General features: G+C 68.2%; 18 protein-coding genes. 10 read left to right on the top strand and 8 right to left on the bottom strand.

Translation table 11 applies throughout. From position 1 onward, the window contains the following. Positions 1-11: 11 nt before the first annotated feature. Both EGT67_RS14810 and EGT67_RS14805 read right to left on the bottom strand, forming a co-directional pair. Complete coding sequence (locus tag EGT67_RS14810) at positions 12-509, bottom strand: hypothetical protein (RefSeq protein WP_127916846.1); 498 nt, start codon at positions 507-509, stop codon at positions 12-14. 97 nt (positions 510-606) lie between these two features. Then, entirely contained in the window at positions 607-1020 is a 414-nt protein-coding gene (locus tag EGT67_RS14805; RefSeq protein WP_127916845.1) for a PPOX class F420-dependent oxidoreductase, read from the bottom strand. A gap of 44 nt (positions 1021-1064) precedes the next feature. On the opposite strand from EGT67_RS14805, the gene EGT67_RS14800 reads away from it, so the two are divergent. The 5 genes from EGT67_RS14800 to EGT67_RS14780 are packed head-to-tail and all read left to right on the top strand — an operon-like array spanning position 1065 to position 5623. Then, positions 1065-1820, top strand: a complete 756-nt coding sequence (locus tag EGT67_RS14800; RefSeq protein ID WP_127916844.1) for a decaprenylphospho-beta-D-erythro-pentofuranosid-2-ulose 2-reductase — start codon at positions 1065-1067, stop codon at positions 1818-1820. 8 nt (positions 1821-1828) lie between these two features. Continuing rightward, positions 1829-3061 carry a precorrin-6y C5,15-methyltransferase (decarboxylating) subunit CbiE gene (cbiE, locus tag EGT67_RS14795; RefSeq protein ID WP_127916843.1) on the top strand — a complete coding sequence of 411 codons (1233 nt, stop codon included), beginning with the start codon at positions 1829-1831 and terminating at the stop codon, positions 3059-3061. Continuing rightward, positions 3058-3807 (top strand): precorrin-4 C(11)-methyltransferase, encoded by a 750-nt coding sequence (cobM, locus tag EGT67_RS14790; RefSeq protein ID WP_127916842.1) that lies wholly within the window; start codon positions 3058-3060, stop codon positions 3805-3807. The genes cbiE and cobM overlap by 4 nt, the downstream gene beginning before the upstream one ends. An 8-nt stretch (positions 3808-3815) precedes the next feature. Beyond that, entirely contained in the window at positions 3816-4577 is a 762-nt protein-coding gene (locus EGT67_RS14785; RefSeq protein ID WP_127916841.1) for a cobalt-precorrin-6A reductase, read from the top strand. Then, positions 4574-5623 (top strand): SMI1/KNR4 family protein, encoded by a 1050-nt coding sequence (locus tag EGT67_RS14780; protein WP_206612393.1) that lies wholly within the window; start codon positions 4574-4576, stop codon positions 5621-5623. The genes EGT67_RS14785 and EGT67_RS14780 overlap by 4 nt, the downstream gene beginning before the upstream one ends. Before the next feature lie 6 nt (positions 5624-5629). Here EGT67_RS14780 and EGT67_RS14775 read toward each other — a convergent pair whose 3' ends face one another. After that, a complete protein-coding gene (locus tag EGT67_RS14775; protein WP_127916840.1) occupies positions 5630-6064 on the bottom strand; it encodes a nitroreductase family deazaflavin-dependent oxidoreductase in 435 nt (144 codons plus the stop codon). 5 nt (positions 6065-6069) lie between these two features. Further along, complete coding sequence (locus EGT67_RS14770) at positions 6070-6492, bottom strand: nuclear transport factor 2 family protein (RefSeq protein WP_127916839.1); 423 nt, start codon at positions 6490-6492, stop codon at positions 6070-6072. A 109-nt stretch (positions 6493-6601) separates the two neighbouring features. Between EGT67_RS14770 and EGT67_RS14765 the strand changes: the two genes are divergently transcribed. The 5 genes from EGT67_RS14765 to EGT67_RS14745 all read left to right on the top strand — a co-directional run bounded on the left by EGT67_RS14765 (position 6602) and on the right by EGT67_RS14745 (position 10716). Beyond that, positions 6602-7339, top strand: coding sequence for a TetR/AcrR family transcriptional regulator (locus EGT67_RS14765; protein ID WP_127916838.1), 738 nt, complete (start codon positions 6602-6604; stop codon positions 7337-7339). A gap of 300 nt (positions 7340-7639) precedes the next feature. Then, the gene (locus EGT67_RS14760) at positions 7640-8965 is read left to right on the top strand and encodes a flavin-containing monooxygenase (protein ID WP_164877572.1); all 1326 of its coding nucleotides are present in this window, start codon (positions 7640-7642) and stop codon (positions 8963-8965) included. Then, positions 8962-9771: an SDR family NAD(P)-dependent oxidoreductase gene (locus EGT67_RS14755; protein ID WP_127916837.1), complete on the top strand. Its 810-nt coding sequence runs from the start codon at positions 8962-8964 to the stop codon at positions 9769-9771. The genes EGT67_RS14760 and EGT67_RS14755 overlap by 4 nt, the downstream gene beginning before the upstream one ends. A gap of 32 nt (positions 9772-9803) precedes the next feature. Next, positions 9804-10493: a rhomboid-like protein gene (locus tag EGT67_RS14750; protein WP_127916836.1), complete on the top strand. Its 690-nt coding sequence runs from the start codon at positions 9804-9806 to the stop codon at positions 10491-10493. Positions 10494-10503: 10 nt separating this feature from the next. Then, positions 10504-10716 (top strand): DUF4287 domain-containing protein, encoded by a 213-nt coding sequence (locus EGT67_RS14745; protein ID WP_127916835.1) that lies wholly within the window; start codon positions 10504-10506, stop codon positions 10714-10716. A 44-nt stretch (positions 10717-10760) separates the two neighbouring features. Here the strand turns inward: EGT67_RS14745 and EGT67_RS14740 are convergent, their stop codons facing one another. The 4 genes from EGT67_RS14740 to EGT67_RS14725 all read right to left on the bottom strand — a co-directional run bounded on the left by EGT67_RS14740 (position 10761) and on the right by EGT67_RS14725 (position 14765). After that, positions 10761-12152, bottom strand: a complete 1392-nt coding sequence (locus EGT67_RS14740; RefSeq protein WP_127916834.1) for an FAD-dependent oxidoreductase — start codon at positions 12150-12152, stop codon at positions 10761-10763. 12 nt (positions 12153-12164) lie between these two features. Continuing rightward, a complete protein-coding gene (locus EGT67_RS14735; RefSeq protein WP_241566041.1) occupies positions 12165-13103 on the bottom strand; it encodes an AurF N-oxygenase family protein in 939 nt (312 codons plus the stop codon). 247 nt (positions 13104-13350) lie between these two features. Continuing rightward, positions 13351-14034, bottom strand: coding sequence for a sterol desaturase family protein (locus tag EGT67_RS14730; protein ID WP_127916833.1), 684 nt, complete (start codon positions 14032-14034; stop codon positions 13351-13353). Then, complete coding sequence (locus EGT67_RS14725) at positions 14031-14765, bottom strand: FadR/GntR family transcriptional regulator (protein ID WP_127916832.1); 735 nt, start codon at positions 14763-14765, stop codon at positions 14031-14033. The genes EGT67_RS14730 and EGT67_RS14725 overlap by 4 nt, the downstream gene beginning before the upstream one ends. Between the last annotated feature and the right edge of the window lie 39 nt (positions 14766-14804).

Genomic DNA, 14804 nt, shown 5'->3' with positions numbered 1-14804 from the left:
CCGCCGGCCGGTCAGACGATGAAGTTTCCGAATGTCGGATTCGACTGACAGAGCGGCAGGCTCCACAGGTCGATCGTCCCGAAGACGGTGGCGCGGATGTTCCCGTGGCCGGTGTAGACCGTCTTCGAGTAGTACGGGTAGGTGCCGTCGAGGGGCGTGACGCCGCTGGCCCCGGTGTCGAGGTTGATCCATGCGACGGTCACCTGGCCGGCGGCGGGGATCGGCGGCGCCGCGGGGAACGTCTCGAACCGGATCTCACCAGGCCCGATCGGGGGCGTCTGCTCGGGCCCGGACTGGCCGGTGGCCGCGGTCAGTGACATCAGGCTGCCCTGGTTGGCGCAGCCGATCGTCAGCGCCGGGGGACCGAACGGGTGCGGTGGCAGTGCCGCTGCCGTCGCGGGTACGGCCAACGCCGTGACGAGCGCTGCCGGAATCGTCCACCGGCGGATGCGCCGTGCACTGGCCAGGTGCGTCTTCGATTGGTGTGTCCGCCGAGGTGTCATTGCCATCCCCCCCGCTCGGGTGCGACGTCCTCCTACGGTACCGCCGCCGACGGCTCCCCATCCACACTCGGATCGGCCGAATATCGGTGTAAATCAGACGATTTCACCGATCGACGAGTATCGCCGACCCCATGACGCGCTCGACGGAGATCTCGATGACCACGCGGGTCGGGTTCTCCCGCGGGGTGCGGTAGCGGGCGGCGTAGCGTTGCTCGGCATCGGTCACCGAGGAGCGGTCCGACAGGACGCGTGCGGGACCCTCGAGCGTGATCCAGCGTCCCCCGTCGACCTGGCTCACGGCACCGTACCCACCGCGATCGGCGTTGCGGGCCTTCTGCGACGCGTCGTTCGTGATGATCCGGACGATTCGGCGCTCCGGGTCCCAGGTGAAGCCCACCGCGACGACGTGCGGTGTGCCGTCCTTGCGCAACGTCGTCAGGGTCGCCAGGTGCCGCTCGGCGAGGAAAGTGGCGGCCTCGGCGGTCAGGTGGGAGGCATCGGACGGGATACGGGGCATGCCCCGACGGTACTCGAGCGCCTCGAATCCAGGACACTGGAGTCATGAGTGACACGGAGTACGCCCCTGGATCGGTGGTGTTGCTGGGTGGTCGCAGCGAGATCGGCTTGGAGGTTGCGCGGCGGCTGGCGCCGGGCCGCGTCGTCGTCCTCGCCGCCCGTCGCCGCGGTGAGCTGGAACGGGAGTGCCAGATGGTGCTCGACGCCGGTGCGACCGAGGTGCATTGCGTCGAGTTCGATGCCGACCGCGTCGCCGATCATCCGGCGGTGCTGTCGGCGATCGCCGAACAGCACGGTCCCATCGGTGTCGCCGTGCTGGCGTTCGGCGTGCTGGGCGATCAGGCCCTCGCCGAGCAGGACGCCGGCCACGCGCTCGCGGTGGTCCACACCGACTTTGTCGCGCAGGTCAGCGTCCTGACGCACCTCGCGAACCTGATGCGGGCGCACGGGGCCGGGCAGATTGTGGTGTTCTCGTCCATCGCCGGTGTCCGGGTGCGTCGCGCCAACTACGTGTACGGCTCCGCGAAGGCCGGCCTGGACGGCTTCGCGAGCGGCCTGGCCGACGCCCTGCACGGCAGCGGGGTTCGCTTGTTGCTGGTGCGCTCGGGATTCGTGATCGGTCGGATGACGGAGGGCATGAAGCCGGCGCCGTTCTCCAGCACGCCCCAGCAGGTGGCGGACGCGGTCGCGCACGGGCTGCGGAGCGGGCGCGAACAGGTGGCCGTTCCGGGAATGCTGCGGCTGGTGTTCATCGCGATGCGGCTGATGCCGCAGTTCGTCTGGCGGCGGCTGCCCAGGTGATCGAACGTGTGACCGATGAGATCTTCGTGGTGGGAATCGGCGCCGACGGATGGGTCGGCCTCTCGCCCCGCGCCCAGGCCGCGATCCGGGATGCGGAGGTGCTGATGGGGTCGACCCGCCAGCTGTCCCTGATCCCCGAGTCGCCAGCGCTGCGGGTGCCGTGGCCCTCGCCGATGGTGCCCGCGCTTCCTGCCTTGTTCGAGGAGCACCGCGATCGCCGCGTGTGCGTGCTCGCGAGCGGCGATCCGATGTTCCACGGCGTCGGTGTCACGCTCGTCCGGGTACTCGGTCCGGAACGGTTGCGGGTGATCGCACACCCGTCGTCGGTGTCGCTGGCCTGCGCGCACCTCGGGTGGGCGCTGCACGAGACACCGACGGTGAGCCTGGTGGGGCGCCCGGTGGCCACCCTCGCCGCGCACCTGATCGACGGCGAACGCCTGCTGGTCCTCAGTACCGACGAGCACACCCCGGCCGCGGTCGCCGAGTTGCTGCGCCACCGCGGTTTCGGCGAGACCGCGATGACGGTGCTCGAACAGTTGGGTGGCCCCGCGGAGAACGTCGCCCGGGGCCGGGCCGCGATCTGGGACCGGGACCCGGGAGATCCGCTCAACGTGATCGCGCTCGAACTGCGGGCGGACCGGACGGCCCGCCGGCTCACCCGGACACCCGGGCTGCCGGACAGCGCGTTCCAGGGCGACGGCCAGATGACCAAGCACGAGGTGCGGGCGTTGACGCTTTCGGCGCTGGCACCCGCACCGGGTGAGCTGTTGTGGGACGTCGGCGGTGGTTCCGGCACCATCGGCATCGAGTGGATGCGGACCGATCCGCGGTGCCGTGCGGTCGCGTTCGAGCGGGAGGACCGCCGCGTCGCGCAGATCGGCGACAACGCCGCACGCCTGGGGGTGCCGTCGTTGCGGGTGCTCGGTTCCGCGCCGGGCGCCTTCGCCGACGAGGTGTCGGTTCCCGATGCGATCTTCGTCGGCGGCGGCGTGACACAGGACGGCATGCTCGATGCCTGCTGGGAGCGGCTGCGGCCGGGCGGGCGGATGGTCGTCAACGCCGTCACCGCCGAGTCGGAGTCGCTCGTCCTGCAGTGGCATTCGCGGCTCGGTGGCGAGCTGCGCAAGTTCCAGGTCTATCGCGGCGAGCCGCTCGGTGGGTTCACCGCGTGGCGACCGCAGCTGCCGGTGGCCCAATGGTCGGCCGTCAAGCCGCACAGCACCGAAAGGGAATCGCTATGACAGTCCATTTCATCGGAGCCGGCCCCGGTGCCCCGGACCTGATCACCCTGCGGGCCTCGCGCATCATCGCCGAGAGCCCGGTCTGCCTGTACGCGGGCAGCCTCGTGCCGGCCGAACTGCTCACGCTGTGCCCGGACGACGCGGAGGTGATCGACACCGCCCGACTGAGTCTCGACGAGATCATCGAGCAGATCATCGCCTTCGATGCGGCCGGCCTCGACGTCGCCCGTCTGCATTCGGGTGATCCGTCGATCTATTCGGCGGTGGCCGAGCAGGTTCGGCGGCTCGATGTGGCCGGTATCGCCTACGACATCGTGCCCGGCGTTCCGGCGTTCACCGCCGCCGCGGCCGCGCTCGGCCGCGAGCTGACCGTGCCGGGGGTGTCGCAGTCGATCGTGCTGACCCGGGTGTCGACGCTGTCGACCGCCATGCCGCCGGGGGAGGACCTCCGCTCGCTCGGGCGCAGCGGCGCCACGATGGTGGTGCATCTCGGCGCGCACCGCATCGAGCAGATCGTCGAGGAACTCTCGGAGAACTACGGATCCGACTGCCCGGCGGCGGTGGTCGCGTTCGCGAGCCGGCCGGACGAGGTGGTGCTGCGCGGCACGCTGGCGACCCTGGTCGACCAGGTGCACGCGGCCGGGATCACCAAGACCGCCGTGGTGATCGTGGGCCGCGTGCTCGCGGCGGAGGGCTTCCCGGACAGCTACCTGTATTCGGCCACGCGGTCGCGCACCACCCATTGAGGTCGGCGGTGCGCAGGGTCCTCGTCCTCGGTGGCACCCGCGAGGCGCGGACGCTCGCCGCGCGCCTGGACCCGGATCCGGCAATCGAGGTGACCTCGTCGCTGGCCGGTCGGGTGCGTGAGCCGGTGCTCCCGGTCGGGCAGGTCCGGATCGGCGGCTTCGGTGGCGCCGACGGGCTCGAGCAGTGGTTACGGGACAACGAGATCGACGCCGTCGTGGATGCGACCCACCCGTTCGCCGCCCGGATCACGGCGAACGCGACGGTTGCGAGTGAGCGGACGGGCATTCCGCTGTTGGTGCTGCGGCGTGCCGAATGGAGCGCCGGCCCGGGCGACTGCTGGCACGTCGTTACCGATCTCGCGTCGGCCGCCGCCGTGGTTGCGCGGTTGGGGGAGCGGGTGTTCCTCACGATCGGCAGGCAGGGCGTCGAGGCATTCGCCGAGTGTTCGGGCCGGTTCCTGATCCGCGCCATCGACCCGCCTCCGGGTGCGGTACCGTCCGACTCCGAAGTCCTGCTCGCCCGTGGACCGTTCACCGTCGACGACGAGATCGCGCTCATGCGGAAGCACCGGATCGACGTCGTTGTGACGAAGAACAGCGGGGGAGCACTCACATCGGCGAAACTCACCGCGGCCCGCGAACTCGGCGTGCCCGTGGTGATGGTGGCCCGGACACCGATTCCGGACAGGGTGGCGTCCACGTCGGATCCGGACGCCGCCGTCACGTGGGCCACTGGACAACCGTCGACACCTGAAAGGCAACGCGATTGAGTGCGAACGACATCGAGCCCGGAGCGCGGACCACGGGCCATTTCGACGGCGTCGACTTCGACGGCTTCTGGAACAACGGCGAGTATTCGCGGGCGAACTATGTCGAGTCCGCACCGAGCGACGAGCTGATCGCGTCGATCGAGGAGGAGTTGGGCGGGTACCGGCTCCCGGACTCCTACGTGGAGTTGGCGCGGATGCACAACGGCGGCATGCTCGGTCGGTCGTGCCATCCGATGGACGAGCCGACGAGTTGGGCCGAGGACCACATCCAGATCAGCGGGCTGTACGCCCTCGGCCGCACCGCGACCTGGTCGCTGTGTGGGGAACTCGGCTCGACGTTCAAGCGGGAGGAGTGGGGATACCCGGACATCGGTGTCGGTATCGCGGACACCCCCAGCGCGGGGCACGAGCAGATCATGCTCGACTACCGCGACTGCGGTCCGCGAGGCGAGCCGCGGGTCGTGCACGTCGATCAGGAGGACGACTACCGCATCACCGTGGTCGCCCCGGACTTCGCGACCTTCGTGCGGGGCCTGGTGGGCGAGGACGAGTTCGACGACAGCGAGGAGACGCTGCAGGCGGATCTCGAGGTGGTGCGACACGGCAGCTTCTCGCCGATCGTCCGTCGGGCACTGGCGGCCTCGGCGCTGCCCGACGGTGAGGCGCAGATCCGCGCGCTCGCCGAACGGATCGTGACGAGCAAGGGGTTCTTCGCGCTCCACGCGGACGGGGACTCGTGGCTGATGTACGACGCCATGTTCTGGCTGTACTCCCACCTGGCGACCGCGGCGTCGTTCGAGGACTTCGTGAACCGGGCCGAGGGGCAGGGCGACTACGAACGCCCGTGCTACACCCTGATGATCACCACCTCGTTCGTCGCGGACCCGTACGGCTTCTGCACGGGCGGGTACGCGGAGGGGTTCCTTCGCGACTGGTGGGACGCGAAGATGGACCGCGGGAATCTGGTCTCCGCCGACGGCGGGTACCGGTTCGCGCCGGAGTACGCGACTCAGCTACTCCGGGTTCTGCGAGCCGTCGCGAGCTGACGGGCTCTACCGAGGCGTCAGGACGAACACCGGGATCTCGCGGGTGGTCTTGCGCTGGTAGTCGGCGTAGGGCGGGTAGGCGGCCACGGCGCGCTCCCACCACAGTGCCTTCTCCTCACCGAAGACTTCACGGGCGGTGTAGTCCCCGGTGACGGTGCCGTCCTGCAACTCGACGTGCGGGTCGGCGACGACGTTGTGGTACCAGACCGGGTTCGTCGGGGCGCCGCCCAACGAGGCGACCACCGCGTATTCGCCGTCGTGCTCGACCCGCATCAGCGGTGTGCGACGCAGCTTGCCGGACTTGTTGCCGACGGTGGTCAGCAGAACAACCGGCTTACCCACGATCGTCGTGCCTTTGGTGCCGCCGGACTCGATGATCCGATCGGCCTGGTCGGCGGCCCAGCCGACGGTGCCGCGTTCGTATTCTCCGGACAAGGGCACGGTGATCAGCGCCTTTCGGGTGAGAGGGTAGGGGCGTGGACAGGGGTGTTCTGGGCCGCCGCCAGCCACCACCGGCCGTCGCGTTCGACCAGGACGTACATCGCCATCTCGGAGAACCCTTCGGGATCGGTTGCCTGCCTGCGGATCTGTGTCACCACGACACCGGGAGCGGGTGACAGGGCGGCGACCACCTCGAATCGCGACGGGGGAGCGGCACTGGCGGCGACCAGGCGGTGATGGATCGCGTTCAGTTCGGCGAAGCCGGCCACGCTCGCCCCGAAAGGGCTGCCCCACAGCACGTCCGCGGCGAAGGCCGCGTCGTACTCGTCGGCGTCGCCGGACCGCTGTAACCCGTCGGCGAATTCGGCTGCCACCTGACGCGCCGCAGCGTCGCGCGAGGCGTCACTCAACATCGGTCGACCATTCATGTTCCATCCCTTCGCTTCGTGGACTACCGAGGGTGGATCTAATTGGGTACACCGTACTCGTAATGTTCTCGTGCATTCAAGTACGGTGTACGCGAGAAAGGGGATGCCCATGCCGCGCCACGAGGACACGACGATCTGGCTGCGCCCCGAGGCGAGCGAACGCTCCGGTCCGGGGCGTCGGCCGGGCTACAGCCGCGCCCAGATCACGCAGGCCGCCGTCGGAGTCGCCGACGACGAGGGGATGGACGCCGTGACAATGCGGCGCGTCGCCTCGGAACTGGGCACCGGCGCCATGGCGCTGTACCGGTATGTCTCCGGTCGCGACGATCTGGTGGATCTCATGATCGACGCGGTGGTGGGGGAGATCGCCCTGCCGGTGCGTCCGAGTGGCGACTGGCGGCGGGATTTGACGCTCGTTGCCGAGCAGACGCGCGCGGTGGGTTTGCGTCACCCCTGGCAGATCGCCCTCGCCAACAGGCGTCCCACGCTGGGGCCGAACTCGTTGCGCGTGCAGGAGTTCGCCCTGGCCGCACTCGACGGCCTGGGCTTGAACATCGACGAGATCGCAGCATTGGCCGGCATGGTGAGCGACTACACCCACAGTGCGGTGCATCGAGAGATCGGGTGGATCGAGCAGGCTCGTCGCACTGGTATGGACATGGCGCAGTGGATGAGTGGGTACGTGGGGCCGTATGTTGCCGAGGTTGTCGCCTCGGGGGAGTATCCGATGTTCGAACGCACGATCAGAGAGGCGCGGGTACCGCACCTGCCCCCGGGGGAGCGCTTCCGATACGGACTCGAACGCGTCCTCGACGGGGTAGCGGCCGGCCTTCCTGTGGAGAGCTGAGTAGGGGACCAGCGCCCAGGCGTGACGCCAGCGACGTCGGGGGATCGCGGGCGCAGACCCCGGCTGATCCATTGTCCTGCAAGGAAACTCGATAGTCCGGCGGCGGACTTCTGTCGATGTCCGCCGCACCGCCTTCCGATAGCAGAAGTCTGTACTGGACGGAACCAATGGAATTCCCGAATCCCTACCGACGGTTCACATTCACTCGGCAACGCGTCGGACGCACCTCCCATCGACTCAATTCACCGCATCGAGGGAAGGGGGCGGGTTGAATGTCCGGTGACGGAAGGGGATCGACCCATGGATCGGGTGTGCATTGTGGGGGCCGGGCCGGCTGGACTGTCCGCGGCCCGGGCATTTCGGGGGCTCGGAATCGAGTACGACCAGTACGAGCGGCACAGCGACGTCGGGGGAATCTGGGATCTCGACAATCCCGGAACGCCGATGTACGAGTCGGCTCACTTCATCTCGTCACGCACGATGTCCGGGTTCCACGACTTCCCGATGCCGGACTCGTTTCCCGACTACCCGGGAAACCGGTTGATCCTCGACTACACGCGCAGCTTCGCGCGCGCCTACGGGCTGTACGACGCCATCCGGTTCGGCACGTCGATCGACGAGGTCGTGCCGGACGGCGAGGGCTGGTCGGTACGGCTGTCGACGGGGGAGCGGCGCGGCTACCGCGCGGTGGTCTGCGCGACCGGTGTGACGTGGCGGCCGCGAATCCCGGTGCATCCGGGCAACTTCGACGGTGAGGTGCGGCACGCGGTGACGTACCGCGGGATCGACGAGTTCCGCGGCAAGCGTGTACTCATCGTCGGCCTCGGCAACTCGGGTGCGGACATCGCCTGCGACGCAGCGGCGTCGGCGTCCGAGACGTACGTCAGCGTGCGGCGCGGCTACCACATCATCCCCAAGCACATCCTCGGGACGCCGACCGACGTGTTCGCCGAGAAGGGGCCGAGGCTGCCGCTGGCGGTCGAACGTCCGCTCCTGACGGGGATGCTGCGGTTGCTGCAGGGGGACCTGACGCGGTTGGGCCTGCCCCGCCCCGACCACAAGCTGCTCGAGTCGCATCCGTTGCTCAACAGCCAACTGGTCCATCATCTTCAGCACGGCGACGTCTCGATCGTCTCCGACGTTGCGCGACTGGCCGGGTCGAGGGTCGAGTTCACCGACGGCTCGAGCCGCGAGATCGACCTGGTGCTGTACGCCACCGGGTACGACTGGGCGATCCCGTACGCGCCGGACGACTGTTTCGACTGGGCGCACGGACGTCCCCGGCTCTACCTGACGGCGTTCAACCCGAGGCAGCGGAACCTGTTCGGCGTCGGCTACCTGGAGACCAACTCCAGTGCGTACACCCTGTTCGACCAGGTGACGAATGTGCTCGCCCAGTACCTGCACGATCAGCGACACAATCCGGCGCGCGCAGCATTGTTCGATCGCAAGATGGCCACCGATCGTCCCGACCTGAGCGGCGGCATCTCGTTCATCGGCACCGACCGGCACAGCGCGTACGTCGACGCCCACGCATTCCGCGACTACCTGGCACAGGTCCGCAACGAGTTCGGTTGGTCGGCCCTGGAACCGGGGATGTTCGACCGCATGAGGGTCACGGCGTGAGCCGGGCCGTCGTCACGGGCGCGGGCGGGGCGATCGGGTCGGCGATCTGCCGCGGTCTCGCATCGCGCGGCTACGACATCATCGCTGTCGATCTCGACGGTGAGGGTCTGGCAGCGCTCGCGGACACGTCTCCGGCCAGGATCACCCCGCATCGGTGTGATGTGACCGATCCCGCGGCACGCACGGCACTGGTGACGGCGGTGGGGTCGGACTGCGATCTGCTCGTCCACGTCGCCGGCGTGGTCGTGACGACGCCGTTCGAGAAGGTGACCGATGCCGAGGTGGACCACGAACTCGGCGTGAATCTGCTGGCGCCGGTGCATCTGACCCGCGCGCTGTACCCGGCACTTCAGAAATCCCGGGGCCACGTCGTCGCGATCGTGTCGATCGGCGGGTTGCTCCCGCTCGGGGAGAGCCCGGGATACAGCGCGTCGAAGTTCGGCCTGCGCGGTTTCCTCCTCGCGCTGGCGGCCCGCACCCGCGAGACCGGGGTGCGGGTGAGCATCGTCAACCCCGGGTCGGTGGACACTCCGATGCTGCAGCACGAAGCCGCGCACGGCGGATCGGCTCTGAACTTCCTGAGCACGCCACTCGCCCCGCAACGGATAGCCGACCGGGTGTCGGTGCTCGTCGACCGCCCGCGCGTCGAGACGAACGTGCCGCGATCCGACGGGTGGATGGTGAAGACCGGGATGCTGATGCCGGGATTGACGCTGCGGGCCCTGCCGTGGATCGCGCGACTGGGCGGCCGGAATCGCCAGCGCTACCGCGAGCGTCACGGTCTCGAACCGGCCGTGGATCGATAGCGACACACCTGGTTCGGGGTCATACTGGCCTGGTGGATGCCGAGAGGCGGTTCCGGGCGGCGGGGGTTCCGGCGGCGGTGTGGGCGTACGTCCGGCGCGCGCCGGGTACGTTCGTGTGGCTGGCGATCCTGCTCGTGACGAGCATCGTGATGAACCGACTCTCGCCGACGGCGTTGAACGACGTCCTCGGTGATCGTTCGACCAACCTCCACCATCTGCGGGAGGACCCGATCCGGGTCCTGGTGAGCAGTGCGTTCTGGCTGGCCGGCGGATCGTGGCTGAGCTACCTGGTGCTGTTCAACCTCTTCCACGTGCCGGTCGAGCGGTGGCTCGGGACGTGGCGCTGGCTGACCGTGGTCGTCGTGGCACACGTCGGCGCAACGTATCTGAGCGAGGGCGTGCTGTATCTCGCCATCCAGAACGGCAGGGCGCCCGAGTCGGCGGTGAACACCCTCGATGTCGGCGTCAGCTACGCACTGGCCGGTGTCATGGCGGTCCTGACGTATCGGATCGCGCCGCCGTGGCGGTACCTGTACGCGATCGGCGTCCTGCTGGTCTACAGTCTGCCGCTGCTCGGTGGTCTGACCTTCACCGACATCGGCCATTTCACGGCCACGCTCATCGGTTTCGCCTGCTATCCGCTCACCCGCGCGCGGCCGGAGACGTGGGATCCGGAGGAGTGGGCGAGTTCGATCCGTGCACGTGTCGTAGCTCACCGGTAGCGTCCCCGCCATGAGTGAACCGGTGAAGGGTCCAGCGTCCTACTTCCCGTCGATCGAGAAGAAGTACGGCAAGCCGATCAGTGAGTGGCAGAGCCTGATTCGGTCGTCGGATCTGACCAAGCACATGGAGTTGGTGAACTGGCTCAAGACCGAGCACGGTCTCGGCCACGGTCACGCCAACGCCCTCGTCGCGTACACGCTGCAGGAGGACGCGGCGGGCTGATCGGCGTGCACCCGGTCGAGGCGTCTCCTGGCTCGGGCGGGACGTCACACCCGTGAGCGGAGGTTCTCGGCCAGTTGTGTCACGGTTTCGGCCGCGCAGGTGCGGTTGTCGCCGACGCCGCCGGACGCGCCTCGCTTCGCCCAGCCGACGACGTACAGTCCCGCGACCGGTTCGCCCGTCTCGGGGGAGATCACCTGTCCTCGGTCGTTGGGCACAACCCCGCGCTGGTCGAGCGGGACGCCGTCGATCCGTTTGGTGGTGAAGCCGGTGGCGCAGATCGCGGAGTCCGCGTGGAAGGTCCGGCCGGCGGTCGTGGTGACCGCGACGGTGCCGAGGTCGGTCTCGGCGACGTCGGCCACCTCTTGTCCGAACGACAAGATGATGCGCAGGGGACCGGGGGGGTCGGACGGCTGGCCATGTGCGCCGCGGACATCGGTGGAAGGCAGGCGCGACAGTTCGCGGAGCAGGGAGCTGTCCGCGCCCGCGCCGGGCGCGGTCCCGGCGCTGTCGATCAGCACCTCGGTGTGCTCGAGGTCGACGAGCTCGTAGAACGCCGACGCCGTGAACGAGGCGCCCTCCGGAGCCGACCTCGACAGGACCACCAGTTCGGTGACCTGTTCGCTCGCGGGGACACGGTGGCGGGTCCTCGCTACCCATCGGACGACATCGAAGGCGACGTTTCCCGCGCCGATCACAACGCACGTGGCTCCGGTGGGCGAGGGCGGGTTGGAACCCGAGGACCCGCAGTTCTCGGCAACCAGGATGCCGATGGCCTGGTGGACGCCGTCGACCGTGGTGGGGCAGACTCGGCGCGGCTGAGAGGCCCCGGAGGCGATGACGACGGCGTCGAATCGCTTCCGGAGTTCGTCGATCGATATGTCCACGCCGACTTCTGTGCCGGGAACGACCGTGACGCGGTCGTCGCGGAACGGCACGTCGAACAGTCGGATCATCTCGCGCACGCCGACATGGTCGGGGGACACGCCCCGGTGTAGGAGGCCTCCGATGGTGTCGTACTGCTCGTAGACGGTGACACCGATCGACGTCGATCGCCGCAGAAGTTCGCGCACGGTGTACATCGCGGCCGGCCCCGACCCGACGATGGCGACCTCGAGTCTGTCTCTCGGGCTTGCCAGCGGCAGCGCGAAGACGGTGTGCGGTCGGGTGCGTGGCGCGGTGGGCGCCTGCGCGAAGAATTCCCTGTTGCGGGTGGCGTACCGGCGCTCGGCCGGGAGCAGCGCATGCTCGGGTTTGATGGCCGAGGCGGGACAGGCCTCGACGCATGCGGTGCAGTCGATACACGAGGAGGGGTCGATGTGGAGCGTCTCGGCGGAGTCGAAGCCGTCCTCGCCGGGGGCGGGATGAATGCAGTTCTGCGGGCATACCCGCACACACGAGGCGTCCTTGCAGCAATGCCCCAGGATGACGTGGGCCACGACGACTCCTACTCAGAGAAGGTTCGATTTCCGGTAGACCCATCGAGCACCGACATTCAGCAGCCCTTCCTTGCTCAGGAAGGCGATGAACGGCTGCGCGGCGTTCCGGAACATCATCCGATGATGTTCGTTGTCATCGATACTCGACCTCGCGACATCCCAGTCGATGCCGAGGTCCTCGTACACCCGGCGATTGATCAAGCTCCTCGCGATGAGGTGCGTTCCCACCGCGATGAGCAGTGTGCTGACATATCGCCTGAATCGGGAGAGTCCGATCAAGCGATCACGGATCTTCTGACGCGCATACGCCATGTGCCTGGACTCTTCGACAACGTGGATGTAAGCGGTACGGCGAATCGGTGCGACGACGTCGGCGCTGGACATCCAGTCACGTTGCATGACGTCGAAGATCTCCTCGCCGGCCAGGACGATTCCGTACGCCACTTCATCCCAGATGACGTGGCGGAACACCCAACCGAAGAAGTCCAGCATGCGGTCACGCGGATAGAAATGTGATCCGATGCTGTCGATGGCGTTGACAAACATCAACGAGTGCAGGTTCTCGTCCGCGCATTCGTTGAAGAGGAACTTCACGTCCGGTCGTGCCGGGTTCGCGCTGTGGCTCGACCTCAGCAACGCGACCTGCAAACCCACTTCCAACCAGATGCCGATGCCCAGGAAGCTGGCGACCTCGCTTCTGGTGAGTCGGACGCGCTCGGACTCGGTCATGCTGTCCCACAGCGGGGTGCCGAAGAGGGGCGACCACTGCGGTGTCATGCCGTGACGTTCGTCGTCGCCGGGTTCGGGCTGGTAGACCAGCGGATTCCTTGAATCGAAGGACAGCCGCTGGGCAGACTCCAAGAGGGTGTCGAACAGTGCGTCGCTTCCGGAAGCTCCCATCCTTTCCCTTCTCCTCAACTCGTTGGTGATCGAACTCGATTCGATCACCATGTCGATGTGGGTACTGGGATTCCCGGCCCGCCAATCATGAAGGCATGGAACCACATATTCGGGGTGCTGTCGCAGCGGATCGGTGCCTCGAACACCGACCGGGGCTCATCGCTGTCGACATCCAGCTGGTCCGGCGTGGCCCGAATCATACCCAGGGCGTTCCTTGTAGGACGCAGATCTCCGCGATCGCATCCGCGGCCTCGGCGAGAGGACTTACGTTCGGGTACCGGAGAGTTCGATGCAGGTACTAGGCGCCGGCGATGTCGAGCCCGTGCAGTCGCTTTGCGGTGGGGGACTTGTCGACGGTGTCCGGGTCGGGTTCCGTCCCGAACATGCGGTCGGCGGTGCCGGACGTCGTGACCGTGAACCAGTAGTGTTCGTTGCGGTAGTGGTGGTTTCGATGATGCCGCCAGGTCGCCTTGTACAGCGCGGTTTTCGGCTTGAAGTCGGTGTGGATCAGGAAATGCGTCCACTCGTAACCGAGGCCCAGCGCGGTGATCACGATCAGGAACGTCAGCCCGAGCTCGAGGCGCGGAAATCCGAGCGACGCGATCGCGAGCAGCAGCGGTACCAGCCACACGAACACGGGCGCGGGAATGAAGTCGAGCGGGATGTTCCGCGGATCCCCGTGGTGCGCGCGATGTTTGCGCGCGAGCAGGGGATCGACCGTGACCCCGGCGACCCGCTTTGGACGCCAATGCAGGACGAAGACGTGGATGATCCACTCGAGCACCGGGAAGAACGCGACCATCACCGCCGGGACGAGTGCGTCCGCCCATGTCCAGTTGCCGACCGCGAGGCGGGCTGCAACGGCACCCACCAACAACGTGCCGATGATCCACGGACTCGGATGGCGGACGAACTCGCGGGCGGCGCCGCCGAGGGTGACGTCGCGGCCGAACGCCGACGAAGCCCGACTGGTGCTGGTCATGTGTCCTCCTCGGACGCGTCCCGCGCGGCGGCGAGTGCGCCGCCCAGGAGTGTGGTCGCCGGTTCGAGCAGGGCGTGCGCCGCCGCGAACGCGCCCTCGGGATCCCGGCGTCGGACCGCGTCGGCGATCGCGCGGTAGCTCTCGCTCTCGTTCACCTCGGCTGCCATCACCACCGCGAGCGCGTCGAGCATCGGTTCGTACGCGGCGCGCAGCGTGTTGAACATGAGGCGGAACGTGATCGAATCGGCGCCGTCGACCACGAGATCCCAGAAGTCGAGGGCGATGCGTTGCCGAACCACGGGGTCGTCGGTGGCGGCGAGCGCGTCGACGGTGTCGCCCAGGGCGTCCGCGGTGCCCTCCGGCGCGCGCTGCGCGGCGAGTTCCGCGACCTTGGGCCCGTTCCAGAGTCTGGCCTCGAGGATGCTGTGCGCGACAGCCGGATCGATCTCGCCGCCTCGGACCAGCAACCGCGGCAGCAGGTCCAGCCCGCCGCGCCGGCGCAGGTCGTTGACCACGGTGGATCCGCCCTGCCGGACGTCGACCAAGCCCATCGCGGCGATCCGGCCCAGCGCCTCGCGCACCGCCGGACGCGACACGCCGAGCGCCTCCGCCATCCTCCGTTCGCTCAGCAGTGTCTCGCCGGGTGCCACGCTGCCGTCGACGACGCGGCCGAGTAGCTGCTCGAACACGTCGTCGGGGATTGAGCGGCGCTGCACCGGAGTGAGATCCATGTCACAACGCTAGGGCGGTTAGGTCAGGGGGTCAAGTGG

This window comes from Prescottella agglutinans, from assembly GCF_004011865.1.
Classification (GTDB): Bacteria; Actinomycetota; Actinomycetes; order Mycobacteriales; family Mycobacteriaceae; genus Prescottella; species Prescottella agglutinans.
Note: the sequence above shows the minus strand (reverse complement) of the source record. Positions and strands in the feature narration are given on the sequence as shown.